Source organism: Streptococcus sp. CCUG 71758 (genome assembly GCF_011714815.1).
In the GTDB taxonomy this organism is placed as follows: Bacteria; Bacillota; Bacilli; order Lactobacillales; family Streptococcaceae; genus Streptococcus; species Streptococcus halitosis.
In genome coordinates this window covers 569,309-593,080 of sequence record NZ_RXXO01000002.1, presented here as the reverse complement: position 1 = coordinate 593,080, position 23,772 = coordinate 569,309, and the positions used below count along the sequence as shown (strand labels likewise).

27 protein-coding genes are annotated in these 23,772 nt (G+C 41.8%); 5 read left to right on the top strand and 22 right to left on the bottom strand.

Going from position 1 to position 23,772, the window contains the following annotated elements; translation table 11 throughout:
- Nucleotides 1-56 precede the first annotated feature (56 nt).
- The 4 genes from EKB01_RS06300 to EKB01_RS06285 all read left to right on the top strand — a co-directional run bounded on the left by EKB01_RS06300 (nucleotide 57) and on the right by EKB01_RS06285 (nucleotide 4,444).
- A complete protein-coding gene (locus EKB01_RS06300; RefSeq protein ID WP_033583501.1) occupies nucleotides 57-812 on the top strand; it encodes a hypothetical protein in 756 nt (251 codons plus the stop codon).
- A 296-nt stretch (nucleotides 813-1,108) separates the two neighbouring features.
- Nucleotides 1,109-2,452 (top strand): lipid II isoglutaminyl synthase subunit MurT, encoded by a 1,344-nt coding sequence (gene murT / locus EKB01_RS06295; RefSeq protein ID WP_033583500.1) that lies wholly within the window; start codon nucleotides 1,109-1,111, stop codon nucleotides 2,450-2,452.
- Nucleotides 2,452-3,234 carry a lipid II isoglutaminyl synthase subunit GatD gene (gene gatD, locus EKB01_RS06290; protein ID WP_033583499.1) on the top strand — a complete coding sequence of 261 codons (783 nt, stop codon included), beginning with the start codon at nucleotides 2,452-2,454 and terminating at the stop codon, nucleotides 3,232-3,234. Before murT ends, gatD begins: the two co-directional genes overlap by 1 nt.
- Before the next feature lie 127 nt (nucleotides 3,235-3,361).
- Nucleotides 3,362-4,444, top strand: coding sequence for a Xaa-Pro peptidase family protein (locus EKB01_RS06285; protein WP_000040932.1), 1,083 nt, complete (start codon nucleotides 3,362-3,364; stop codon nucleotides 4,442-4,444).
- Between the two features lie 40 nt (nucleotides 4,445-4,484).
- Here the strand turns inward: EKB01_RS06285 and EKB01_RS06280 are convergent, their stop codons facing one another.
- The 18 genes from EKB01_RS06280 to EKB01_RS06195 all read right to left on the bottom strand — a co-directional run bounded on the left by EKB01_RS06280 (nucleotide 4,485) and on the right by EKB01_RS06195 (nucleotide 20,378).
- On the bottom strand, nucleotides 4,485-4,946 hold the full coding sequence (locus tag EKB01_RS06280; protein WP_167266150.1) for an ECF transporter S component: 462 nt from the start codon (nucleotides 4,944-4,946) through the stop codon (nucleotides 4,485-4,487).
- Entirely contained in the window at nucleotides 4,924-5,697 is a 774-nt protein-coding gene (locus EKB01_RS06275; RefSeq protein ID WP_167266147.1) for a bifunctional hydroxymethylpyrimidine kinase/phosphomethylpyrimidine kinase, read from the bottom strand. Before EKB01_RS06275 ends, EKB01_RS06280 begins: the two co-directional genes overlap by 23 nt.
- A complete protein-coding gene (truA, locus tag EKB01_RS06270) occupies nucleotides 5,687-6,436 on the bottom strand; it encodes a tRNA pseudouridine(38-40) synthase TruA (protein WP_167266144.1) in 750 nt (249 codons plus the stop codon). The genes EKB01_RS06275 and truA overlap by 11 nt, the downstream gene beginning before the upstream one ends.
- A 99-nt stretch (nucleotides 6,437-6,535) precedes the next feature.
- Nucleotides 6,536-7,687 carry an MFS transporter gene (locus tag EKB01_RS06265; protein WP_167266140.1) on the bottom strand — a complete coding sequence of 384 codons (1,152 nt, stop codon included), beginning with the start codon at nucleotides 7,685-7,687 and terminating at the stop codon, nucleotides 6,536-6,538.
- Between the two features lie 112 nt (nucleotides 7,688-7,799).
- Nucleotides 7,800-8,423 carry a Pr6Pr family membrane protein gene (locus EKB01_RS06260; protein ID WP_084910792.1) on the bottom strand — a complete coding sequence of 208 codons (624 nt, stop codon included), beginning with the start codon at nucleotides 8,421-8,423 and terminating at the stop codon, nucleotides 7,800-7,802.
- A gap of 2 nt (nucleotides 8,424-8,425) precedes the next feature.
- Nucleotides 8,426-8,764 carry a zinc ribbon domain-containing protein YjdM gene (locus tag EKB01_RS06255; RefSeq protein ID WP_001061598.1) on the bottom strand — a complete coding sequence of 113 codons (339 nt, stop codon included), beginning with the start codon at nucleotides 8,762-8,764 and terminating at the stop codon, nucleotides 8,426-8,428.
- Between the two features lie 210 nt (nucleotides 8,765-8,974).
- Nucleotides 8,975-9,493, bottom strand: a complete 519-nt coding sequence (locus tag EKB01_RS06250) for a Dps family protein (protein ID WP_167266137.1) — start codon at nucleotides 9,491-9,493, stop codon at nucleotides 8,975-8,977.
- Nucleotides 9,494-9,641: 148 nt separating this feature from the next.
- Entirely contained in the window at nucleotides 9,642-11,423 is a 1,782-nt protein-coding gene (locus tag EKB01_RS06245) for an ABC transporter ATP-binding protein (protein WP_167266135.1), read from the bottom strand.
- 8 nt (nucleotides 11,424-11,431) lie between these two features.
- Nucleotides 11,432-13,168 carry an ABC transporter ATP-binding protein gene (locus EKB01_RS06240; protein ID WP_084910787.1) on the bottom strand — a complete coding sequence of 579 codons (1,737 nt, stop codon included), beginning with the start codon at nucleotides 13,166-13,168 and terminating at the stop codon, nucleotides 11,432-11,434.
- A 180-nt stretch (nucleotides 13,169-13,348) separates the two neighbouring features.
- The gene (gene tpiA / locus EKB01_RS06235) at nucleotides 13,349-14,107 is read right to left on the bottom strand and encodes a triose-phosphate isomerase (RefSeq protein ID WP_000087901.1); all 759 of its coding nucleotides are present in this window, start codon (nucleotides 14,105-14,107) and stop codon (nucleotides 13,349-13,351) included.
- 96 nt (nucleotides 14,108-14,203) lie between these two features.
- Nucleotides 14,204-14,881: a DnaD domain-containing protein gene (locus tag EKB01_RS06230; protein WP_084910785.1), complete on the bottom strand. Its 678-nt coding sequence runs from the start codon at nucleotides 14,879-14,881 to the stop codon at nucleotides 14,204-14,206.
- An 8-nt stretch (nucleotides 14,882-14,889) separates the two neighbouring features.
- Complete coding sequence (gene metA / locus EKB01_RS06225; protein WP_109289736.1) at nucleotides 14,890-15,834, bottom strand: homoserine O-succinyltransferase; 945 nt, start codon at nucleotides 15,832-15,834, stop codon at nucleotides 14,890-14,892.
- A gap of 181 nt (nucleotides 15,835-16,015) precedes the next feature.
- On the bottom strand, nucleotides 16,016-16,528 hold the full coding sequence (locus EKB01_RS06220) for an adenine phosphoribosyltransferase (protein WP_001049316.1): 513 nt from the start codon (nucleotides 16,526-16,528) through the stop codon (nucleotides 16,016-16,018).
- Nucleotides 16,529-16,701: 173 nt separating this feature from the next.
- The gene (gene rplA / locus EKB01_RS06215) at nucleotides 16,702-17,391 is read right to left on the bottom strand and encodes a 50S ribosomal protein L1 (protein WP_001085676.1); all 690 of its coding nucleotides are present in this window, start codon (nucleotides 17,389-17,391) and stop codon (nucleotides 16,702-16,704) included.
- 206 nt (nucleotides 17,392-17,597) lie between these two features.
- A complete protein-coding gene (gene rplK / locus EKB01_RS06210; protein WP_001085808.1) occupies nucleotides 17,598-18,023 on the bottom strand; it encodes a 50S ribosomal protein L11 in 426 nt (141 codons plus the stop codon).
- 122 nt (nucleotides 18,024-18,145) lie between these two features.
- A complete protein-coding gene (ldcB, locus tag EKB01_RS06205) occupies nucleotides 18,146-18,862 on the bottom strand; it encodes an LD-carboxypeptidase LdcB/DacB (protein WP_167266131.1) in 717 nt (238 codons plus the stop codon).
- A 15-nt stretch (nucleotides 18,863-18,877) separates the two neighbouring features.
- Nucleotides 18,878-19,339 (bottom strand): HIT family protein, encoded by a 462-nt coding sequence (locus EKB01_RS06200; RefSeq protein ID WP_167266128.1) that lies wholly within the window; start codon nucleotides 19,337-19,339, stop codon nucleotides 18,878-18,880.
- 1 nt (nucleotide 19,340) lies between these two features.
- Nucleotides 19,341-20,378 carry a M42 family metallopeptidase gene (locus tag EKB01_RS06195; RefSeq protein WP_167266124.1) on the bottom strand — a complete coding sequence of 346 codons (1,038 nt, stop codon included), beginning with the start codon at nucleotides 20,376-20,378 and terminating at the stop codon, nucleotides 19,341-19,343.
- Between the two features lie 134 nt (nucleotides 20,379-20,512).
- Between EKB01_RS06195 and EKB01_RS06190 the strand changes: the two genes are divergently transcribed.
- Nucleotides 20,513-21,064, top strand: coding sequence for a DUF1307 domain-containing protein (locus tag EKB01_RS06190; RefSeq protein ID WP_084853715.1), 552 nt, complete (start codon nucleotides 20,513-20,515; stop codon nucleotides 21,062-21,064).
- A 48-nt stretch (nucleotides 21,065-21,112) separates the two neighbouring features.
- Here the strand turns inward: EKB01_RS06190 and brnQ are convergent, their stop codons facing one another.
- From brnQ to EKB01_RS06170, 4 genes are all read right to left on the bottom strand, one after another.
- The gene (gene brnQ, locus EKB01_RS06185) at nucleotides 21,113-22,438 is read right to left on the bottom strand and encodes a branched-chain amino acid transport system II carrier protein (RefSeq protein WP_167266122.1); all 1,326 of its coding nucleotides are present in this window, start codon (nucleotides 22,436-22,438) and stop codon (nucleotides 21,113-21,115) included.
- Between the two features lie 171 nt (nucleotides 22,439-22,609).
- A complete protein-coding gene (locus EKB01_RS06180) occupies nucleotides 22,610-22,897 on the bottom strand; it encodes a rhodanese-like domain-containing protein (RefSeq protein ID WP_061597904.1) in 288 nt (95 codons plus the stop codon).
- Nucleotides 22,894-23,145, bottom strand: coding sequence for a hypothetical protein (locus tag EKB01_RS09295; protein ID WP_243830654.1), 252 nt, complete (start codon nucleotides 23,143-23,145; stop codon nucleotides 22,894-22,896). The genes EKB01_RS06180 and EKB01_RS09295 overlap by 4 nt, the downstream gene beginning before the upstream one ends.
- A gap of 3 nt (nucleotides 23,146-23,148) precedes the next feature.
- Nucleotides 23,149-23,727 (bottom strand): uracil-DNA glycosylase family protein, encoded by a 579-nt coding sequence (locus tag EKB01_RS06170; RefSeq protein WP_061597905.1) that lies wholly within the window; start codon nucleotides 23,725-23,727, stop codon nucleotides 23,149-23,151.
- Nucleotides 23,728-23,772: the final 45 nt, after the last annotated feature.

Sequence of the window (23,772 nt, the reverse complement as noted above, 5' to 3'; positions counted from 1 at the left end):
TTTCGAAAACATTAACTATATAATGTCTGTAAACAAGAAATAATGAGGTAACGATTATGAATAAAACAGAATTACTGTTACAAAGACTAGATGATATTGGTCAGTCTCTAAAAGATTCTAGACAAGCACTAGCTTTGCTGGCACTTGGTTCTTGCGGAGTAGAAAGAGACCGATTGGATCAATACTCAGATTTGGATTTTTTTGTTATTGTAAAAGATGGCTACAAGCAGGCCTATATACAAGATCTAACTTGGTTAAGTAATCTAGAACCAATTGCATTTCACTACCAAAATACAGTGGACGGACATAAAGTTCTATTTGAAGATGATGTTTTTTGTGAATTTGCTGTCTTTGAAGCTCATGAACTAGTAAACATTCCCTTCGCTGAAGGCAAGATTATCTGGAAGGAGGTCGGTTTTGATGGAACAATCTGCCAGCCACAAAGATTGCCATCAAAAGAAAATAGAGACCGTGAATGGCTGTTGGGAGAAATTTTATGCAATCTATATATAGGACTAGGTCGCTATCAACGAGGCGAAAAATTAGCTGCTTATGATTTCATCCAAAACAGATCCGTCAAGCTTTGGACCGAACTAATCAATTTGGAAAAAACCTCTAAATCTGATTTTATAGATATTTTTAACAGCAACAGAAGATTTGAAAAAGGTTATCCAAACGAGGCCAAACAATTACCCTACTTTTTGCAAGGTTACGAACGAATTTCTGAATCTGCTCAGGCACTCCTAGAATATCTTGATAAACACTATCCTCTTAACGCATTTATAAAAGAAAAAATTCGTAATTTATTATAAAAGAGACTTTCCAAAAAATAATCTAAATCCCAAAAGTTAGGTATCTCTGTCAGTTATAATGGATTAATGAAATTTTAAAACCTGTAGAGGATAATCGATGTCCTCTCCTTTCTTATATTCAGAGTGAGAAAGATTTATTTCTTAAAGTTGCCAAAGTTATCAAATCCAAAGATATTGTATTTGATTGGTTTGGTTTAATCAGAACCTAAAAAGCACTTCTAAGGTTACTTCTTTAGTTGTTCTTAGAGGTTACTTTAGTTATTGGACTGCTGGGCGCAGTATGATATAATAGAAACATGAAATTAAAAACTACTTTGGGCCTCCTAGCTGGGCGTTCTTCTCACTTCGTTTTAAGCCGTCTTGGCCGCGGAAGTACGCTCCCAGGAAAACTCGCCCTTCAATTTGATAAAGATATTTTACAAAATTTAGCTAAGAACTACGAGATTGTCGTGGTCACTGGAACCAACGGGAAAACCCTGACAACTGCCCTCACTGTCGGCATTTTAAAAGAAGTTTATGGTCAGGTTCTGACAAATCCTAGTGGTGCCAACATGATCACAGGAATTACAACAACCTTCTTGACCGCCAAATCTTCTAAAACTGGGAAAAACATTGCCGTCCTCGAAATTGACGAGGCCAGTCTTTCTCGTATCTGTGACTATATCCATCCTAGCCTTTTTGTCATCACTAACATTTTCCGTGACCAGATGGACCGCTACGGTGAAATTTACACAACTTATAACATGATTTTGGATGCCATTCGTAAGGTTCCTACGGCTACTGTTCTCCTCAATGGTGACAGTCCACTTTTCTACAAGCCAGCTATTCCAAATCCTGTTCAGTATTTTGGTTTTGACTTGGAAAAAGGACCAGCCAAACTAGCTCACTACAATACCGAAGGGATTCTCTGCCCTGACTGTCAAGGCATCCTCAAATATGAGCACAATACCTATGCCAACTTGGGGGCCTATATCTGTGAAAATTGTGGCTGCAAACGTCCTGAACTCGACTATCGTTTGACAGAACTGGTTGAGTTGACCAACAATCGCTCTCGCTTTGTCATCGACGGACAAGAATACGGTATTCAAATCGGTGGACTCTACAACATCTACAACGCTCTCGCTGCGGTTGCTATTGCCCGTTTTCTCGGGGCTGATTCGCAACTCATCAAGCAAGGATTTGATAAGAGCCGTGCTGTCTTTGGACGCCAGGAAACCTTCCATATCGGTGATAAAGAATGTACTCTTGTCTTGATTAAAAATCCTGTTGGTGCTACCCAAGCTATCGAGATGATCAAACTAGCGCCTTATCCATTTAGTTTATCTGTTCTCCTTAATGCCAACTATGCTGATGGAATTGATACTAGCTGGATCTGGGATGCGGACTTTGAACAAATCACTGACATGGACATTCCAGAAATTAACGCTGGTGGTGTTCGTCATTCTGAAATCGCACGCCGTCTTCGAGTGACTGGCTACCCAGCTGATAAAATCACTGAAACAAGTAGTCTGGAACAAGTTCTCAAGACCATTGAGAACCAAGACTGCAAACATGCCTATATCCTGGCTACCTATACTGCTATGCTGGAATTCCGAGAACTGCTGGCTAGTCGTCAGATTGTTAGAAAGGAGATGAACTAATGGTTTATACTTCACTTTCCTCAAAAGCTGGCAATTACCCTTATCAGCTCAACATTGCCCACCTCTATGGAAACCTCATGAATACCTACGGGGACAACGGCAATATCCTCATGCTCAAGTATGTGGCTGAAAAACTGGGAGCTCATGTAACAGTTGATATCGTTTCTCTCCATGATGACTTTGACGAAAATCACTACGATATCGCCTTTTTCGGTGGTGGTCAAGACTTTGAACAAAGTATCATCGCAGGCGATCTACCTGCCAAGAAAGAGAGCATTGACAACTACATCCAAAACGATGGTGTGGTTCTAGCCATCTGCGGTGGTTTCCAACTATTGGGCCAATATTATGTTGAAGCTTCCGGTAAACGTATCGAAGGGCTAGGGGTCATGGGCCACTACACCCTCAACCAGACCAATAACCGTTTTATCGGTGACATCAAGATTCACAATGAAGACTTCGACGAAACCTACTATGGATTTGAAAATCACCAGGGCCGTACCTTCCTTTCTGATGACCAAAAACCGCTGGGTCAGGTTGTCTATGGGAATGGAAATAACGAAGAAAAGATCGGCGAAGGGGTTCATTATAAGAATGTCTTTGGTTCCTATTTCCACGGACCTATCCTCTCACGTAATGCCAATCTAGCTTATCGCCTAGTTACTACTGCCCTCAAGAAGAAATATGGTCAGGATATCCAACTCCCTGCCTATGAAGACATTCTCAGTCAAGAAATCGCTGAAGAATACAGCGACGTAAAAAGCAAGGCAGACTTTTCTTAAACTAAAGAAAACTATATCAAAGAGCTCCGCTATCATATCGGAGTTCTTTTTGCCTGCTCTTTTACCCTTCTCCCTTGCATTTTCTCTCTTTTTTTGCCAAAATAGAGGGGTAGAAAGAAGGTAGCATATGTCTAAATTACAACAAATCGTAACATATCTTGAATCAGAAAAACTAGACGTCGCTGTCGTATCTGACCCCGTCACTATCAATTACCTCACTGGCTTTTACAGTGATCCCCATGAACGCCAAATGTTCCTCTTTGTCCTAGCGGATCAAGAACCCCTCCTCTTTGTCCCAGCCCTTGAAGTGGAGCGTGCAACCAGCACTGTTTCCTTCCCAGTTGTGGGTTATGTAGATTCTGAAAATCCATGGCAAAAAATCAAAAATGCCTTGCCACAGCACGACTTCAAACGTGTCGCTGTTGAGTTTGACAATCTCATCTTGACCAAATACCATGGCTTGAAAACAGTTTTTGAAACTGCTGAGTTTGAAAATCTCACTCCTCGCATCCAACGCATGCGCCTCATCAAATCAGCTGATGAAGTACAAAAAATGATGGTTGCAGGTCTCTATGCTGATAAAGCTGTAAAAGTTGGTTTTGACAACATTTCTCTTGATAAGACTGAGACAGATATCATCGCCCAAATCGACTTTGCCTTAAAGCGTGAAGGCTATGAAATGAGTTTTGATACCATGGTTTTGACTGGTGATAATGCTGCAAATCCACACGGAATTCCTGGTGCAAACAAGGTCGAAAAAGACGCCCTTCTCCTCTTTGACCTCGGTGTCATGGTTAATGGCTATGCCTCAGATATGACACGTACGGTCGCTGTCGGTAAGCCTGACCAATTCAAGAAAGATATTTACAACTTGACACTTGAAGCCCAACAAGCTGCCCTTGACTTCATCAAGCCAGGTGTGACTGCACATGAAGTGGACCGCGCTGCCCGTGAAGTCATCGAAAAAGCTGGTTACGGTGAGTACTTCAACCACCGTCTCGGTCACGGTATCGGTATGGATGTCCACGAATTCCCATCTATCATGGAAGGAAACGACATGGTCATCGAAGAAGGCATGTGCTTCTCTGTTGAACCTGGTATCTATATCCCTGGTAAAGTTGGCGTTCGTATCGAAGACTGCGGTGTTGTTACCAAGGATGGCTTTGACCTCTTTACAAGCACCAGCAAAGACTTGCTTTATTTTGATTAAATCTAGACAAGCAAAAAGTCAGCTATTGAAGCTGACTTTTTTATTTTATCTTCTTGACGCTCTGAAAGACTACAAATCCTACAACCATACCCACGATATTTTGCAGGAAGTTTGGTAAGATTTCTGGTAGGGCTGCCACCCAGCCATTCATCAAAGTTGAACCCAAGGCATAGCCCCCTACCATGACAATCGTTGCCAAGATAAGTCCTAACCACTGAGATTTCCCTTTAAATCCTGCGAAAAATCCCTGCAAGCCATGGTTGATCAAGCTAAAGAACATCCACTGAGGGTAGCCTGATAAGAGGTCAATCAAGAAACCTGCTAGACCTCCAACGACAGCCCCCTCTTTACTACCAAAGTAGAAGGCCGCAAAGAAGATACCCGCATCTAAGAGAGTTAGAATACCTGTTGGTGTCGGGATTTTTAAGAAATAACCTAGGACCACAGAAAGGGCAGTTAAAAGGGATACAAGAGCGATTTTAGTTGTTTTGGTTTGCTTCATATTGTCTTACTCCATATTGATCTGCTTGTGCAATAGCACGGTAAACGAAAGCTTTCGAGCTCTCTACTGCTGGTAAAAGTTCATCCCCTTTAACCAAGTGACTGGCAATACTTGAGGCAAAGGTACAACCTGCACCAGCATTTTGGCCTTGGATAACAGGATTTTCTAGGACAGTAAAGGTTTGTCCATCATAAAAGATATCTACAGCCTTGTCCTGACTAAGGCGATTGCCTCCCTTGATAATGACTGCTGACGCTCCTAAATCATGCAATTTCTGCGCTGCAGCTTTCATATCTTCCAATGTTTTAATTTCCTGACCAGCCAATAATTCTGCTTCAGGAAGATTTGGCGTAATCACACTGACATGAGGGAAAAAACGAATCAACTCTTGACAGAGTTCACTGACAGCCACGTCGTGCGTTTCCTTGCAGACCAAGACGGGGTCCAGTACCACAGGCACTCCAGGACGTTGCTTGATAAAGTCCAAGGCCTTCTCAGCCACGCTGACAGTAGGAAGAAGGCCAATCTTAATCCCCGCAAACTCGACATCACGCAAGCTATTCAACTCATGTTGGAAAATAGTATCATCTGTTGGAAAGACCTCAAAGCCCTTTTCGGTCAAGGCCGTCAAACAAGTGACAGCTACAAAGCCATGCAAGCTGTTTAAGGTATAGGTGGCCAAATCAGCTGACAAACCACCACCACTAAAAATATCATTCCCAGAAAGGGCTAAAATACGATTATTCTTCATAACGAATCTCCTTTAAATACAAGCCATTCGGTGCAGCCGTGGGACCTGCAAGTTGCCTGTCCCTCTTCTCCAAAATCAAGTCAATCTGCTCAACTGGCATCCGATTATTTCCGATTTTGAGCAGCGTCCCCACCATATTGCGAATCTGCTTATACAAGAAACCATTTCCTGAAAAGGTAAAGGTCAAAAATTGGCCTGTCTCATCAACACTAAGGCTGGCTTCTGTAATGGTTCGAACCTTATCCTCTACACTAGTCCCAGATGCTGTAAAACCGGTAAAATCATGGGTTCCTTCTAATTTCTTGACAGCCTCCTGCATCCGCTCCACATCGAGCGGATAAGGAAAGTGAGTGGCATAGTGACGACGCATCGGATTCTTAGGACGCCCCCTATCCACGATAAACTCATATGTCTTGCTATGTTTTGCATAACGGCAATGAAAATCATCCGCCACAAGATCAATTGAAATCACATCGATATCTTCTGGTGACTGGGTATCCAGAGCAAAACGGAGTTTTTCCTCATCCATCTGATAGGGCAGATCAAAATGAATAACCTGTCCCAGAGCATGGACCCCACTATCCGTCCTACCAGCACCATGAACAGCGATGGCTTGCCCCTTATTCAATCTAGTCAACGTTTTTTCAATTTCTTCCTGAACGCTCCGCGCATGAGGCTGGCGCTGAAAACCAGCAAAGGCATAACCGTCATAGGAAATGATTGCTTTATATCTTGTCATAACTTCTATTTTATCAGGAAATAAAAGTGTAAACAAGTTTAAAAAACAATAATTGTCTGGGTACAAAATTCCCAGAAAGAAAAACTTAGGAAATTAATCCTAAGCTCTCTTTTGAAGTGCGTACATAACAAAGATAGAAGTGACAATCAACCAACATCCTAAAATGGTGAAGACCAACATACCGTTTTGAGTCACCAAGCCAATCGCCCCAAGAATAAACGGTGTCGTAAAGGCTCCAAAGCTACATCCTAGCACTGCAAAAGATGTTGCCTGATTAAGGAGCTTGGCTGGGATCCTTTCGGAAAGAAGCTGAAAGACAGTGGTCAAGGCCACACTGTAAGAAAAACCTGCCACAACACTTCCAACTACCATCACACCCAATGACGGAGACAAGGCAATCACAATCTGCCCCAATCCAAAGGTGATACCTGACCAAAGGAGCAACCTTTCTTTAAACAGAGAGATAAAGAAAGAAAAACTCACACCTGCCAAGATACCAATCAACTGCATGATACTTAAAACCAAGCTCGATAACTGGGCATCCCCTAGACCTCTTTCCACCATCAGACTAGGAATACGAATGGTGATAGCTGTGTTGGTGCAGACAACAACTGCTGCTTCGACAGCCAATAGAAAAATTAATCCTTTCATCTTTCCTGTCAAACGAGTCGTTTCGGTCTCTTTTTTCTTTGTTTCTTTCTTTTCTTTCCCATAAGGGACAAAGAGCAGATAAAGGATCAATACTAAAAATCCCGCACTGTAGGCCAAGAAGGTCACTGTCCATCCCAAGGATAAGAGTTGACCGACCACTAGAGTCAAAATCGATGCCCCGACAACTTCTGCTGATCCGCGAAGACCCAACATCTGGATCCGTGTCTTTCCATGATAGCGTTCACTGATGATGGAAATGGCCTTGGCATTGATCATCCCAACACCCAAGCCAAATAAAATCCGCATCGCAAAGACAAAGTTGTACTCCTGATACCAGAAAGGGGCTGTCCCCCCGATAGAAAGGATGAGAAGACCTAGACTAATCTGAAATCGCTCAGGAAATAACCGCTCCAAAAACCCATTTAAAACCAGCATAATCATAATCCCAAAAGAAGGAAGACTGACCAGGAGCTCGATTTGTTCTTTGGGATAGCCTTGATAGTAGTCAAACATGGCTGGCAGAGCACTTGAGATGGAGAAGGAGGTAATCAAAACGAGGGAGAGGGCCAAAATACTAGCCCGTTCTAAAAATTGTTTCATGAATTTTCTTTCTGTATATTTCTCACTGTTGATCCTTTTAGAAGGAAGATGGCAAGAAAAGAAGGAGCCCGATTGAACTAAAGACTCCGTCCTAACTTTCCTAATAGGAAGACTATTTTCGCTTGATTTGCTTGATCAGATAGAAGATGAAGCCTGCAACCATATACGCTGCAAAAATGATCAAACACCATTTGATGACCACGTCCCAACCCTTGTTCACATTTAAAAAGAAATAAGGGAAGGGATTGTCCTTGGAATTCGGAATATTGAGTTTTAAGACCAGGCCGTTAAACAAGGCAAAAATCATATAAACTAAGGGCAAGATGGTCCACAAGACTGGATCCCATATCTTGTATTGACCCCGTTTATCAAAGAAGAGGGTGTCGGCTAAAAACCAGAGTGGAACGATATAGTGGCAAAGGAAATTTTCCACACGGTAAAAGTCTGTCGCGATCGGAGCAAGCATAAAATGGTAAATCACACAGGTAATCATGATACTCATGGTAACGCCACCCTTGAGACGAAGCAAGGTCGGACTTTGCCAATTTTCACCTGAACGGCTCATCACACGGAGCAGATAGCCCGTGAAAATCGTTACCAAAAGATTGGACAATACTGTGTAGTAAAGGAGCATACCAAAACCACCATGCTTGGTGATCTCTAAATAAACTCCTGTAAATGCCGCTAAGAACAAGAGCACACGACTATAAAAGATAAATTTGTAGTTCGTTTTCATAGCTAGATTTTCTTAACAAACTCTGACTTCAATTTCATAGCTCCAAAACCATCAATCTTACAGTCGATGTTGTGGTCACCTTCTACGATACGGATATTTTTAACACGAGTTCCTTGTTTCAAATCCTTTGGTGCACCTTTTACTTTCAAGTCCTTGATAAGGGTCACAGTATCGCCGTCAGCCAGTTTATTTCCATTGGCATCGATAGCAACTACACCTTCTTCTACTTCTGCAACTTCTGCAGGATTCCACTCATAGGCACACTCTGGGCATACCAAGAGATTTCCATCTTCGTAGACATATTCTGAATTACATTTTGGGCAATTTGGTAAATTGTTCATGGGTTCTCCTTATAACATTTCACTATTCTTTGAAAATCAAAATTTCTCGAACAGCAACTATTATACCGTAAAATCCTACTTTTGACAATGTGTCCTAAGTCTAGCAGACAAAAAAGTCATGCAACTTTTCACAGTTACATGACTTTTAAAAGATGATTGGTCATGGGCACTTATCAAGCACCTCATGATAAAAGGGGTAGCAACTATATCTTACAAACCAGGAGCTTGTCCAAGTTCTGCTGCAACCATCCAAACTGTTTTCTCAAGTTCAGCCTTAGCACCAACAAAGATATCGTTTGTAACATCATCGCCTTCTTCATCTGTCACATCCAAAGCTTTTTGGAAAAGAGCGATGAGGTAGCGGTAAATCGCTAGAACACGTTCCAAGCTTTCTTCAACATTACGGAATTCTCCTTCTTCTTCTTCGATTTCACTGTGTTGAAGGAATTCTGTCAAAGTTGAGTAAGGTTTGCCACCAAGGGTGATCAAACGTTCGCTGATTTCATCAAGATAACCATCAAGGCTGTCCATGTATTCATCCATTTTTGGATGCCATACGAGGAAACCACGACCACGCATATACCAGTGAACTTGGTGAAGGGCAATGTGAGCCACATACAAGTCTGCTACTGCTTGGTTCAATACTTCTTTTGTTTTTGCCAATGCTACTGGCGCTGTTTTAGATAATGTTGTAACGTCTTTTACTGCTTCTTTTTTCAATTCAACCATATTTCTTACCTCTTTCTTTTTTTGTAACCATCTTCTTAGTGGTTACAGTATAAGTATACTACTACCATAAAACGATAGCAAGGAAAGTGTACTATCTGAGAAAAGTTGTAATAGACTGATAATTTAAGAATAGTCTGGACAGTTTTGATTAGCCGACTTGCTCGGATTTACTTGAAAATTGACTTTGATATAGGTCATAATAAAAACCTTTTGCTTGGAGCAAGCTTTCATGATTTCCCTGCTCAATAATCTGACCATCCTTAAGAACGAGAATCTTATCTGCTTCTTGAATAGTAGAGAGACGGTGGGCGATGACAAAGCTGGTTCTTCCTTTCATCAAGCGTTTCATAGCTTTTTGAATCAAGAGTTCCAAACGGGTGTCAACAGAGGAAGTCGCTTCATCCAAAATGAGAATTTTAGGATTGGCTAGGAGAGCACGCGCGATGGTCAAGAGTTGTTTTTGCCCGAGGGAAATATTACTTGACTCTTGGTTCATCTCCATGTTGTAACCGCCAGGAAGAGTTCGGATAAAGTGGTCTACATTTGCTGCTTTGGCAGCTTCTATTATTTCCTTGTCACTGGCGTCAAGATTTCCAAAACGTAGGTTTTCTTTGATTGTCCCTTCATAAAGCCAAGCATCCTGCAAGACCATCCCAAACTGACGTCGGTAGTCTTGTCGTGAAAACTGGCGAATATCCTGCCCGTCAACTAAGATTGCACCTGCTGTGACATCGTAAAAGCGCATAAGCAGATTGATCAAGGTCGTCTTACCAGCTCCAGTAGGACCAACAATCGCCACCATCTCTCCCGGTTGAACTTCTAGATTAAAGTCTCGAATCAATGGTTTGTTTTCAACATACTGGAAGTCAACATGTTGGAAGGTCACCTGACCTGTTAAGGGTTCAAGGATTTCGAGTTCTTCTCCCTTGACTTCCTCTGTCTCATCCAAGATATCGAAGATGCGGTCTAGCGAAGACTTAGCACTTTGCATTTGACCCGCAAGTTGTGTGATGTTTTGAATAGGCTGGCTGATCTGCCAAACGTACTGAACAAAGGCCTGCATATTCCCCACTGTCAAACGACCCGCAATCACTTGCAAACCACCAAGAACTGCAACGATCAGATAGGTTAAGTCCGATACAGCATGAAGGGCTGGCATCATAAGCCCAGAGATAAAGCTGGCTTTAAAGCCAACACGTTGGAGGTCGTCTGTAATCTTAGAAAATTCTTTATGAGAAGTTTCCTCACGACCGTAGAGTTTCAAGACATTAAAACCTGTAAGATTTTCCTGCACATAGCCATTCATCCGTCCTAAAATAGCCGCCTGCTCTTTAAAATAAGGCTGAGAACGTTTCAGGATACTTCTTGCACCGAAATAGGTCACTGGAATGGATAGAATCACCACTATAGCCAGTTGAAAGTTCAAGTATAAAACCATTCCCATGACGAGAACAATCGTCAAAACGGCATTTACAATTTGGAGAAAAGACTGTTGAAGAGCATTAGACACTGTCTCAACATCACTGGTAAAGCGCCCCAATAAATCGCCAAATTGGTGTTTGTCAAAGAAAGACACAGGGATACGATTGATCTTTTCAGTCATTTCATTTCGCAGATCCTGAGTCATGGACTGGACCGCATTGGTCATGAAATAATTGGAATAATAAGACCCAAGTTCATACAAGAGCCCTCTAAAAAGGTAAATGATTAAAACAGTTCCGATGTAGCCAGTATTGATGCTAGCACCTGAAAGGCCATTAGCCATATCTAAGAGATTCTTTGTCAACTCCGTAATGGCTAACCCCAAGACAAAAGGCTCCAAGACACTCATGACTACGCTTAAAACTTTTAGAAAAACCGCAAAAAAGACAGAAAAACGGTAGGCTTTCAAATAGCTCCACAAACGAGCCAAACTAGATTGTGTTTTCATATTTCCTCCTATTCCTCTGTTAGAGATGCATTTTTCAACTGCGACTCAGCAATCTCACGATAGATGGCATTGGTCTCCATCAATTCTTCATGTCGACCACGACCCACGATTTCACCCTTATCCAGAACGATGATCTGGTCCGCATCCATGATGGTTCCGACACGTTGAGCAACAATTAAAACCGTTGCATTCTGTGTTACTTCCTTGAGACGACGGCGCAAAATGGCATCCGTACGATAATCCAAGGCTGAGAAAGAATCGTCAAAAATATAGATATCAGGATTCTTTATAACCGCTCTTGCAATTGAGAGACGTTGTTTCTGTCCTCCAGAAAGGTTGCTCCCACCTTCAGCTAGATGGGTCGCAAAGCCTTCTTCTCGGCTTTCGATAAAATCTTTGGCTTGCGCCACATCCGCTGCCTGATGTAGGTCTTTGTGACTAGCATCTTCCTTCCCATAGCGGATATTTTCAGCGATAGTTCCTGTAAAGAGCAAGGCCTTCTGCGGGATAAAACCAATCTTTTGACGAAGAGACTTGAGGCGATAATCCCTCACATCGACACCATCAACCTTGATTTTCCCAAGCGTGACATCGTAAAAACGAGGAATCAATTGTACAAGAGAGGACTTGCCCGACCCGGTTGATCCGATAAAGGCAATGGTTTCACCTGGTTTAGCGCTGAAAGAAATGTTATGCAAAACAGGATTTTCCGTCTCGCCAGGATAGGCAAAGGTGACATTTTCAAATTCCAAATATCCGTGGGTTGCTGTCTCTCTGACTCCTCCTTCATTGGGATCAATAGAAATCGGCATATCCATGACTTCTTTCAAACGTTCACTCGAAACGGCTGTACGAGGATACATGGTGAAGAGATTGGATAGGAAAAGGAAGGACAAGAGGGCGTGGAAACTATATTCGATAAAGGCTACTAGGTCCCCAATTTGCAAGCTTCCTTGTTTGATAGGGTCCAGAGCAAACCAGACAATGGCTACAATCATGGCAATGATAATTTGAACAAACAAGGGTTCTGTCAAGCCAGTTAGTTTAAACAGACGATTGGAATTAGCTGCATAGACTGCATTTTGTCCTGCAAAACGTTCCTCTTGAAACTCCTCACGGGCAAAGGCACGAATGACACGGAGTCCCATCAGATTTTCCCTGGCATATTGGTTTATCTTATCTAAGGTAGCCTGCTGTTTCTCTGATAATGGTCGAGTCTTGACCGCTACATAAATGACCACCACGGCTAAGAAAGGTACTGCAAAGGCCACTATCCAGGCTAATGACGGACTGGTCAGGAAGATCATTAAGATACTAGACAGCATCATCATGGGGGTGATGACACCCAGTTTTAAGGTCTGTTCTGCAAACTGCATGAGAACAAAGGCATCACTGGTAATGCGAGTAACCAGTGAAGACACTCCAATCTTTTCATATTCGTGATGAGAATACTCTTGTAATTTGGCATAGAGATCATCCCTCATATCCTTGACCATATTGGTCGTCAGCTTACTAGCAGCGTAGGCTAAGACTATACGCCCCAAGGTTCCACATAGGATAATCACCAGCATAATTGCAGCCCAAACATACAATTGCTGTTCATTCCCTTTATTCACACCTTCATCAATCATCCGAGCCAGAACAGTTGGCAGCCCAAGATTGACAATAACAAAGAAAACCGCTCCAAAGAAATCCAAGAATAACCACTTGGGATATTTTTTCAAATAAGACCAAATATAGAGCATAACTCCCCCCTTTCATAACCTTTTGATATAGAAAAGAGCGCGCATCTGCACGCCTTTCTTTCCCTAAGGAACTTTCCTAGTCTAGAAAAATCCCTCTTTCACAAGAATGCTCCAAGTAAAAATAAGACAGGCAGTCAAAGTCACTTAGTACTTTTAACTGTCTGTCTAGAATGAGCTAGATTATTTTACAAAATCAAGCAATGCCAAGAAGCTTTCAGCTTCAAGTGACGCACCACCAACAAGGGCACCGTCAACGTCTGGGCAAGCCATGTATGAAGCAACGTTTTCAGGTTTAACAGAACCACCGTATTGAACACGAACTTTGTCCGCAACTTCTTGACCGAAGTCGGCAGCTACAACGTCACGAACAACTTTACACATTTTTTGTGCATCGTCTTGTGAAGCTGATTTACCAGTACCGATAGCCCAGATTGGCTCGTAAGCGATAACTGTTGAAGCAACTTGTTCAGCTGTCAAGCCAGCCAATGCAGCAGATACTTGAGCACCTACGAATTCAGCCGCTTTACCAGCTTCGTAAGTTTCAAGTGACTCACCACAACAGATGATTGGAAGCATACCGTTTGAAAAGATTGCTTTTGCTTTTTTGTTGATATCTTCGTCAGTTTCATGGAAGTAGTCACGACGTTCTGAGTGACCGATCACAACGTAGTCTGTACCGATTTCTTTCAAAACTTGTGGGCTAGTTTCACCAGTGAACGCACCTGCATTTTCAAAGTAGCAGTTTTGAGCAGCAACTTTAAGGTTTGAACCTTTAGCAGCAGCAAGAACAGCTGTCAAATCAACTGCAGGAGCTGCGATACCTGCTTCAACAAGGTCTGATGAAGGAAGTTTTGATGCAACGGCTTCAACGAATGCTTTTGCTTCTTCTGGATTTTTGTTCATTTTCCAGTTACCAGCGATAAATGGTTTACGTGACATTTCACATACCTCTTTTTTCATTTTATTCACTATTATTCTATCATATTTATAAGGAGCTTGCAAATCTTACTCTAATTTTCAAGATTTTTCAAGCGACTAATCTTGCCACAAATTCATGGCATCGAGGAAATCAGCTGAAGCCTGAACTTGTTTGGGATTGTTCGCTTCTCGCTCTGCTCGTTTGGCCTCCACCTGAGCCACAGACTGGATACCTTCATGGCGCCAGTTACGAAGGATTGCCTGAATGTACTTCCAGTTTGGTTTGCCATTAAAAACCGCCTCTCGGAGAGCTTCCTTGATCAAATCCGCCTTGATTCCATCTTCTTTGACAGTCTTGGAAAGATCTTCGATTTCAAATGGTGTTAACAAGCGCCCCAATTCCTGCTGAAAGGTTTCAACCAGATCCTTCAATTGATTTTTGGAGTTTGGGGCAGTTGTAGCTGGAGCTTGGGTATCTAGCAAGCTATCCAAGCGTTCAAAAGCCAGACTAGCATCAAAAATCAGCTCAATTTCCCCATTTAGTTCAATGGTCCGATATTGTAGCAAACCATTTTCAGTCAAATTCGAAATGGATTGGTTGACATCTGCCACTTCTTTCCCAATGATTTCAGCTATTTGGCTAGGCGAAACATCTCCTAAGGCTGTGGTATTTTGTAAATAGAAAAATTGCCAGACGAGAAAATCTTCGCTGGAAGGAAAGAGTTCCTTAAAATGCAAGAGCAGGGCACTTGGTAAAACCAAGTTCCCTGATTTAAAAGCGTCAAAATATGTCATAATTCCTCTTATAAATATCCAAATGCAGCCGCATCATCCTCTACCTTTTTCCAGTCAAAAGGGGTTTCCTGATAAACTGCATAGTTCACCCAATTGCTGAAAAAGAGGGCAGCTGATGAAGACCAACAGAGACACGGTGTCTCATTCACATCATCATTTTTAAAGTAGTTCTCTGGGATATGAGGGTCGAGCCCCGCCTCATAATCACGAAAATACTCTCTTGCTAAAGTGTCACGATCGTACTCCAAATGACCAAAACTATAAATCTCACGCAAATCTCGACTAGCTAAGATAGAAACACCAACCTCAAGACCTTCTGACAGAATCTCTAGATTGGTCTTGTTTAAGATTTCTTCTTTTAAAATCTCAGTGTGACGAGAATGAGGAGCTACATAGCGATCATCAAAACCTCTAAAAAGAAGGTGCCCTTCTTTCAAGGTATCCTGTGGGTAAATACCTGATAGCTTCCGATCCATCTGGTGCTTTTCAACACCATAGCGAGCATAAAGACCTGCTTGGGCACCCCAGCAGATATGAAGGGTCGAATAGACATGGGTCTTGGACCACTCAAGCACCTGACTGAATTCCTCCCAATAGTCCACTTCCTCAAATGGTAAATGCTCAATCGGAGCCCCTGTGATAATCATCCCATCAAAATACTCGTCCTTGACTTCAGGAAAAGTTTTATAAAAAGTCTCCATATGCTCTGCACGAGTCGTCTTGGAACGGTGGCTCTCCATATAGAGAAAGTCTATGTCCAATTGCAAAGGAGTATTTGCTAAATGCCGTAACAACTGGGTCTCTGTGACCACTTTTTTGGGCATTAGGTTTAAAATCAAAATTTTCAAGGGACGGATATCTTGGTGGGCCGCACGTTGATCATCCATGACAAAGATATTCTCTGTCCGTAAAATCTCAACAGCTGGCAATTTTTTATCAATTCTAATCGGCATAACCTTCTCCTAACTGTACTCTTTTAGAAATAATTGAATGTGTTTGAAGTCAAATTTCAAACACTTAGTCCTTTTATTATACTGCAAGAAGATATAGTTTTCAATTATAGTTTTTCTCTAACTAGCTATAGTTTGTTTATATAGCAGATGAAGAGAAAACAGCCCCAAGGACTGTTTTTCATTAATAATGCATAAGTACCTTGTAATCGTAATCTCCGATTTTTTCACGGCCTTTAAGCTCATCCAACTCAATCAAGAAGGCACAACCGGCTACAACTCCACCAAGTCTTTCAATCATCTCAATGGTTGCTTTGACAGTTCCACCTGTTGCCAAAAGATCATCTACGATGAGAACACGTTGACCTGGCTTAATCGCATCAGCATGCATGGTCAAGGTATCAATACCGTACTCTTTCTCATAGTCAGCAGAAATGACTTCACGTGGCAATTTCCCTGGTTTACGAACAGGTGCAAAGCCAATTCCCAACTCAAAAGCAACAGGACAGCCCACGATAAAGCCGCGAGCCTCTGGGCCCACGATCATGTCGATTTTCTTATCAGTTGCATACTGAACAATTTCACGAACAGCGTAGCTATAAGCATTTCCATCTGCCATCAAAGGGCTGATATCACGGAAGGTAATACCTTCCTTAGGATAATTTTCAATCGTTGCGATATAATCTTTTAAATTCATCTTTTTCTTTCTTTCAAAGTTTTTTACTCTCTATTATAGCATATTTTCTGTGAAAGAAGAAGAGGAAACGCACTATTGCTACAAAGCTGATCAATGAACTGATTTTTCTAAAAGGTCATACTCATAAAAAAACGAGCACTTTCGTACTCGTCTTCTCTTTTATAAACTACTGATTAAAGTGAGTTTACGTCAACTTTGATACCAACACCTTGAGTAGTTGTGATTGTCAAGTTTGTTACGTAAGTTCCTTTAGCTGTAGCTGGTTTTGATTTTTGGATTGTTTCGTTGAAAGCTTTGAAGTTTTCAACCAATTTTTCAGCTTCAAATGATACTTTACCGATGATTGCTTGAACGTTACCTGCACGGTCAGCACGATAAGTGATTTTACCACCTTTAGACTCTTCAACTGCTTTAGCAACATCCATTGTTACAGTACCAGTTTTAGGGTTTGGCATCAAGTTACGTGGTCCAAGGACACGTCCAAGACGTCCAACAAGAGCCATCATATCAGGTGTAGCGATAACTACGTCGAAGTCCAACCAACCGTCGTTGATTTTCGCAACAAGGTCATCTTCACCAACAAAGTCTGCACCAGCAGCTTTTGCTTCTTCAGCTTTTGCACCACGTGCGAAAACAAGAACGCGTGAAGTTTTACCAGTACCGTTTGGCAATACCATTGCGCCACGGATTTGTTGGTCAGCTTTTTTAACGTCAATGTTCAAGTTGTAAGCAACTTCTACAGTTGCGTCAAATTTTGCAAAGTTAGTTTCTTTTGCAAGTGCTACAGCTTCTTCTACACTGTATGCTTTTGTGCTGTCGATTTTCTCAAGAGCAGCACGAAGTTGTTTGCTTTTTTTAGCCATTTTCTATTCTCCTTGTAAGTGGTTCAATCGATTTTCATCTCCCACGTCACTTCTCGAAATGATGAAGTCTTGCGGGTTTTCAGTCTATTATTTTCCTTTTCTACTTCGTTCAGTTCCTTTGCTGTACCCAAGTACAAGCGTCAGTCACTTGCCTAGTATGAAAAGCAACTAATAGACTGCTGTGAGATTTTCTACTGTGTTATTGATTAGTCAACAACAGTGAATCCCATAGAACGAGCAGTACCTTCGATCATACGCATTGCAGACTCAATGTTTGCTGCGTTCAAATCTGGCATCTTAGTTTCTGCAATTTCTTGTACTTGTGCACGAGTAACTGTAGCAACTTTAGTTTTGTTAGGTGTACCTGATCCTTTTTCAACACCTGCAGCTTTTTTCAAAAGAACAGCAGCTGGTGGTGTTTTTGTAACGAAAGTAAATGATTTGTCTTCGTATACTGAGATAACAACTGGAATAATCATACCAGCTTGGTCAGCTGTACGAGCGTTGAACTCTTTTGTGAATCCCATGATGTTGATACCAGCTTGACCAAGAGCAGGTCCAACTGGTGGAGCTGGTGTAGCTTTACCAGCAGGGATTTGCAATTTTACAAGTTTTTCGACTTTTTTAGCCATTTTTAAATCCTCCTTTGTGGTTTTGGCGGTAATTAGAGATTTTTACCTCCCACAAGTACACTTTACGCATACCTTTCTATTATACACTATTTATCTAAAAATGCAAGAGAAAAATTTCTTTTTTAATCGACGTAATCTCCGCCTTCAAAGCCGTAGTACTCTTCCAAACTGAGACCACTTGCAGCAATTTCTTTGGCCTCTTTTCCGACGTAGCGAAGATGCCATTCTTCCGCCATATAGCCAGTCTCTTTCTCCTTGCCTTTGAGATAGCGAACGACAAAACCATAGTCAGCTGCATGATCTAAGAGCCACTGGGCTGCTTTTTCTTCTGTTACCAATTCTCCATTAGTCCCAATCAAATCAAAAGCAAGACCTGTTTGGTGTTCACTGTATCCAGGGCGAGCTGAGTAGCGATCTGCTGCTTCCTTACCGTCTTGATTCACATAGTCTTGATAAAGTTTGGTTTGAGTTTCATAACTTCTAAAACCACTGTAATGATCGCTGATTGGGAATCCCGCCTCTTGCATAGCTTTGATGAGTTTGACCAACTCTGCCTTGGCTGTTGGATTTTCTCCTGGATTATAGTCTTTTGACAAAGGATAGTGCTTATTAGCTACGACGATTTCATCGTATTTCCCTTGTATACTATAGTGGTCTCCCTTATTGACAACTTCTGCCTTCTTCTGACTAGAAGCTTGAGATTTGCTTCCTACAGTTCCTTCAGATTGGCTAGTTTGTTCCGTTTTTTGAGTATTTTCTTCATTTTTAGGTTGTTCTTGAGAACATGCTGCTAGGGTTACTGCTAGCAAACCGGATAAAACGATATATCTTTTTTTCATTTTTTTCTTCCTCTCTTAGGCCAAGTGCTTCTCTAATTCATCGGATACGACTTTAATCATTTGTTCCAACTCACGGGATTGCACTTGGCAATCTTCTGCCGCCATTTCTTCCCAGGGCACCCACCAGACTGGACCACGACCATTCAATCCATGACCCCTCATATCACCTGCTCTTCGCGGAAAAAGATGCCAATGAGCGTGGGCATCGCCATTTCCTAGGAGTTCAATATTCATCTTTTCAGCCTCAAATGCTTTGGCAACAGCTTCTTGGACCAAACTCATTTCCTCTAGAAAACGAAGTTTTACAGAAGTCTCCATATGGTGGAGTTCTGTGACATGCTCCTTTGCTAGAAACAAGGTATAGCCCTTAAAGTATTGATGGTCTCCAATAACGACATAGCCTGTTTCTAGTTCTTTTACAAAGTAGGGATTTTCCCCTGCCTTGATCCATTCAATTCTTTGACAAATCAAGCACATATTAGTCTACCAATGCACTCTTGAGATAGGCATCGACCATACTCTCAGTCGCCATGACCGAATCAATGTGTGTTCGTTCGTAAGAGTGACTGGATTCAATACCAGCTCCAAGGAGTGCATGTTTGACCTCGGCTCCTGCTGACATAGCTGCCGAAGCATCCGAACCGTAAAATGGATAAATGTCGAGCTTAAATGGAATATCTTGCTCCTTTGCCAAAGTCACTAAATGTTGACGGAAGTCGTAGTGATAGGGACCTGAAGCGTCCTTGACACAGATAGACACTGTATATTCGTCTGTTTGCTGGTCATCGCCCATGGCTCCCATATCTACAGCTAGATATTCTACTACCTGAGCTGGAATATTGGAGTTGGCACCATGGCCCACCTCTTCGAAGACTGAAAAAGCAAAATGAGTTGTTACTGGTAATGCTATCCCCTCTTCCTTATAAACACGAAGAAGATTAAGCAAAATCGCTGCGCTGACCTTGTCATCCAAATGACGGGACTTGATAAAACCAGTCTCTGTCACGACAGTTCGCGGGTCAAAACTGATAAAATCGCCGACCTCGATGCCCAAGGCGCGGATTTCTTTTTCATTGGTTACTTTTGCATCCAAACGCACTTCCATATTGTCCTGCGTACGTTCAGCAGTTCCTGCATCTTTGTAGACATGGCAAGAAGTTTGGTGGATGAGGATGGTTCCAGATACCTTTTTACCTGTGCTAGCCACATGAACCGTACAGTTTTCCCCCTCAATCATGTTCCAAGGAAAACCACCGATACGATCTAATTTGAGACGACCATCCGGTTTGACAGCACGGACAATAGCACCCAGCGTATCCACATGGGCTGTCACATAGCGTTGTTGCTCATCATTTTGACCTTTAATGGTCACATTGACACCGCCCTTAGCTGTGCGAACAGGCTGGTAACCAAACTCTTCTAAAGTATGGACCAAGTAGTCTGAAATCTCACGAGTGAAACCCGTTGGTGATGCAATAGCGGTTAGTTCTTTGATATAGTTTATAGTCTGATTCATTTCTTCACCTCTTTCCTACCATTATAACATTTTTCTAGTCAGACTCCTTCTCAAAAGGAGAAAAACTATGTTTAGTTGCTTTCACTATAGATCCATGTTATAATACAAATACTTTGATTATGAAAGGAAATTCTATGGAAACTCTTGTCAAAACTTCACTAGCCCTTGTGGCTTCACTTGTCCTCCTACTCGGATGTTCCAAACAAGCATCAACACCTGCTAGCAGCAGTAGCAAAGAAGACACAACAACTCAGTCAAGCGAGACCAAACAAAGCAGTCAACAATCATCTGAAAAGAAAGATGAGACAGAAACTCACACATTTGTCCACAATAGCAAACCTGGGATTCATTCTACCTTGACTTATACTGTGAAGGGAGATGACGTTGTAAAACAAACTGTTCATAATGTACTTGACCCTGAAAAACTTAATAATACCGCGGAAGGTATTAAGGAAATTGTTGACGATACTTATAAAGGTTATGAAGGGGTCAAAGGGGTTACACAAAAAGTTGAAATTCAAGACGAAAAAGTTATCCAAAACATCGAGGTTGACATGACTGTCGCGAGTCTTGACGAATTGAAAAAAGCAATGCCGAACGAATATTCTGGTATTGGAAACCGTGTAAGCTTTGCTGCCTCGAAAAAAATGCTTAAAGAAGCTGGTTATACTGAACAAACCAACTAATGAGTCGTGCTCATACAAAAAATTCTTGGTCGATGACCAAGAATTTTTTTATTCCATCTCAAAAACATCACTCTCTTGTTTGTTTGGTAGAACCAATGAAAGCAAGATTCCGATAATAGCTGGCACTAGCCATGGAAGAGAGGCAGCTGCAAACGGAAGAGCATTGACGAGATTTGCTAGAAACTCAATCTTAAAAGAACTTCCAAGGACGCTTGCAAGAGCAATCGCTGTAACAAGCCCAATAGTTAACTGCATGCCCGGTTTTGATAGGGCGATAAACTTATTAACAATCACGATCATCACAATGGCGATGGTGATTGGGTACAAGATTACCAGTACTGGCACTGAGTACTTAATGATTGCATCAAGACCAAGATTTGCAATAGCAAACCCAATCAAGGTAAAGGCAGTGGCATAGACCTTGTAGCTGATTTGTGGGAAACGTCCGTTAAAGAACTCTGCTGTCGACACAATCAATCCAACTGTCGTTGTGAAGCAGGTTACAGTTACCATAACAGCAAGGAAGAGTTGAGCTGTTGAACCAAAGATTTCCTGAGTTGCTTGTGACAAGATATAAACACCTGGTGTTCCACCCTTCATCACTTCTGCTGGTACTGGGAAGTGATTTCCAAGGAATCCTAAACCGATGTACAGAGCGCTAAAGGCAAGAGCTACAACGATACCAACCACCCAAATAGTTGAAATGTATTCTTTCTTACTTGAGAATCCAAGTTGTTTCAAGGTTTGAACAGCAATGACACTGAAAGCCACTGAGGCAAGAGCATCCAAGGTATTATACCCTTCTAGGAAACCTGTCCCAAAAGCAGAGGATTGATAGGCTTCTGAGGTCGCTTGAGGACTTGTTCCACCATACTTGAAGGCACCTAGTAGAACCAAGATAACGATCAACAAAGCAAAGACTGGTGTCAAGATACGTCCGATCCGATCCAAAATCTTTGATGGATTGAGTGAAATCAAATAAGCCGCTGCAAAATATAGTACGGTAAAGACAATCAATCCAAGTCCTTTATTCGCATCTGATAAAAGGGGGCTAATCCCGACTTCGTAAGCTGTTGTGGCTGTACGTGGAATGGCAAAGAAGGGACCAATCGATAAATAGAGGACTGCGAGATAAAGCGTCGCAAACCAAGGTGAGATTTTCTTAGAAATCTCATAAATGTATCCCTTAGGATTGAGAGTTCCAATAATGAGAGTCAAAACGGCGATACCGACGCCTGAAAAGACAAAACCTGCAATGGCAGGAATAAAATGTTCTCCAGATAGGGCACCTAGAGAAGGCGGAAAAATCAAGTTCCCCGCACCAAAAAATATTCCAAACAGGAGCAAACCTGTTAGGGCACCTTTTTTAGCCATAAAGAATCTCCTTCATATTTCTAAAATACTGACCTAGTATATCACGAATAAGAGTGTGAAAAAAGCATCACGAAGTAAATATTGAATGTTTTCAATATTTTTAAAAATAAGAATTATCTAAAAACAAAATTCTCCTACCTAGTACACACCAAGTAGGAGAAATGCAAAATTTTAAAGATTTTCAAAGGCCGTCATGCCACCTTGAACATTGATGACCTTATATCCATGCTCCTCTAAGAACTGGCAAGCACGAGCTGATCTCATCCCAGATTTACAAATAACATAATGTAACTGCTCCTTGTCCAACTGCTCATAAGTATCAGCCAGTTGACTAAGTGGTAAGTTGTGTGCACCTTCTAAATGAAGCATCCTGAACTCTTCTATTTCTCTCACGTCCACTAGAGAAAGCTGACCATTTTGGTAAAGCTGGTAAAATTCATCGAAGGCTATTTCTTTCATTCTTTTTCTCCTAATACTCTTCGAAAATCAAATTCAAACCACGTCAGCGTTGCCTTACCGTAGTTATGGTTACTGACTTCGTCAGTTCTATCCACAACCTCAAAACAGTGTTTTGAGCTGACTTCGTCAGTTTTATCTGCAACCTCAAAACAGTGTTTTGAGCTGACTTCGTCAGTTTTATCTGCAACCTCAAAGCTGTACTTTGAGCAGCCTGCGGCTAGCTTCCTAGTTTGCTCTTTGATTTTCATTGACTATAAAATCGTTTTAATTCTTCTTTGCAATTCTGGCACCACTTCTGACTCAAACCAAGGATTTTTAGCCATCCAGATTTGATTTCGTGGTGAGGGATGAACTAGTGGGAAATAGGTCGGCAAGTAGTTCTGGTAATGTTTTACCCTTTCTGTCACCTTGCCACTGATTTTCTCCTGTAAATAATAGGCTTGGGCATATTGTCCAATCAAAAGGGTCAATTCAATATTTGGGCATTCCTTTAGGAGTTGTGGGTGCCATTTTTCGGCAAAGCCTTTACGGGGCGGAAGGTCGCCTGATTTTCCATGTCCTGGGAAATAAAAGTCCATGGGAATAACTGCAAACAACCCTGAATTGTAAAAGGTATCTTCATCAACACCTAGCCACTCACGCAGACGATCACCACTCTTATCCTTCCAATAAATTCCAGCTTCTTGCGTTTTAAAGCCCGGAGCTTGACCGACAATATTGATACGAGCAGTTGTTGGCGCCGCAAAGAGAGGTTCGATTCCGCGTTCTGTATAGCTGGTATTCTGTGGATCCGCCATAATGGCTTGCTTGATTCTTTCGATTTGAGACATCTGTTTTCCCTCCAAAAAGAAGTCTAAGCATAAAATCTCAGACTT

Coding starts and splice junctions, on each gene's coding strand:
- EKB01_RS06300 (WP_033583501.1), top strand. CDS start 57: ATGAATAAAACAGAATTACTGTTACAAAGACTAGATGATATTGGTCAG.
- murT (WP_033583500.1), top strand. CDS start 1,109: ATGAAATTAAAAACTACTTTGGGCCTCCTAGCTGGGCGTTCTTCTCAC.
- gatD (WP_033583499.1), top strand. CDS start 2,452: ATGGTTTATACTTCACTTTCCTCAAAAGCTGGCAATTACCCTTATCAG.
- EKB01_RS06285 (WP_000040932.1), top strand. CDS start 3,362: ATGTCTAAATTACAACAAATCGTAACATATCTTGAATCAGAAAAACTA.
- EKB01_RS06280 (WP_167266150.1), bottom strand. CDS start 4,946: ATGAAGCAAACCAAAACAACTAAAATCGCTCTTGTATCCCTTTTAACT.
- EKB01_RS06275 (WP_167266147.1), bottom strand. CDS start 5,697: ATGAAGAATAATCGTATTTTAGCCCTTTCTGGGAATGATATTTTTAGT.
- truA (WP_167266144.1), bottom strand. CDS start 6,436: ATGACAAGATATAAAGCAATCATTTCCTATGACGGTTATGCCTTTGCT.
- EKB01_RS06265 (WP_167266140.1), bottom strand. CDS start 7,687: ATGAAACAATTTTTAGAACGGGCTAGTATTTTGGCCCTCTCCCTCGTT.
- EKB01_RS06260 (WP_084910792.1), bottom strand. CDS start 8,423: ATGAAAACGAACTACAAATTTATCTTTTATAGTCGTGTGCTCTTGTTC.
- EKB01_RS06255 (WP_001061598.1), bottom strand. CDS start 8,764: ATGAACAATTTACCAAATTGCCCAAAATGTAATTCAGAATATGTCTAC.
- EKB01_RS06250 (WP_167266137.1), bottom strand. CDS start 9,493: ATGGTTGAATTGAAAAAAGAAGCAGTAAAAGACGTTACAACATTATCT.
- EKB01_RS06245 (WP_167266135.1), bottom strand. CDS start 11,423: ATGAAAACACAATCTAGTTTGGCTCGTTTGTGGAGCTATTTGAAAGCC.
- EKB01_RS06240 (WP_084910787.1), bottom strand. CDS start 13,168: ATGCTCTATATTTGGTCTTATTTGAAAAAATATCCCAAGTGGTTATTC.
- tpiA (WP_000087901.1), bottom strand. CDS start 14,107: ATGTCACGTAAACCATTTATCGCTGGTAACTGGAAAATGAACAAAAAT.
- EKB01_RS06230 (WP_084910785.1), bottom strand. CDS start 14,881: ATGACATATTTTGACGCTTTTAAATCAGGGAACTTGGTTTTACCAAGT.
- metA (WP_109289736.1), bottom strand. CDS start 15,834: ATGCCGATTAGAATTGATAAAAAATTGCCAGCTGTTGAGATTTTACGG.
- EKB01_RS06220 (WP_001049316.1), bottom strand. CDS start 16,528: ATGAATTTAAAAGATTATATCGCAACGATTGAAAATTATCCTAAGGAA.
- rplA (WP_001085676.1), bottom strand. CDS start 17,391: ATGGCTAAAAAAAGCAAACAACTTCGTGCTGCTCTTGAGAAAATCGAC.
- rplK (WP_001085808.1), bottom strand. CDS start 18,023: ATGGCTAAAAAAGTCGAAAAACTTGTAAAATTGCAAATCCCTGCTGGT.
- ldcB (WP_167266131.1), bottom strand. CDS start 18,862: ATGAAAAAAAGATATATCGTTTTATCCGGTTTGCTAGCAGTAACCCTA.
- EKB01_RS06200 (WP_167266128.1), bottom strand. CDS start 19,339: ATGTGCTTGATTTGTCAAAGAATTGAATGGATCAAGGCAGGGGAAAAT.
- EKB01_RS06195 (WP_167266124.1), bottom strand. CDS start 20,378: ATGAATCAGACTATAAACTATATCAAAGAACTAACCGCTATTGCATCA.
- EKB01_RS06190 (WP_084853715.1), top strand. CDS start 20,513: ATGGAAACTCTTGTCAAAACTTCACTAGCCCTTGTGGCTTCACTTGTC.
- brnQ (WP_167266122.1), bottom strand. CDS start 22,438: ATGGCTAAAAAAGGTGCCCTAACAGGTTTGCTCCTGTTTGGAATATTT.
- EKB01_RS06180 (WP_061597904.1), bottom strand. CDS start 22,897: ATGAAAGAAATAGCCTTCGATGAATTTTACCAGCTTTACCAAAATGGT.
- EKB01_RS09295 (WP_243830654.1), bottom strand. CDS start 23,145: ATGAAAATCAAAGAGCAAACTAGGAAGCTAGCCGCAGGCTGCTCAAAG.
- EKB01_RS06170 (WP_061597905.1), bottom strand. CDS start 23,727: ATGTCTCAAATCGAAAGAATCAAGCAAGCCATTATGGCGGATCCACAG.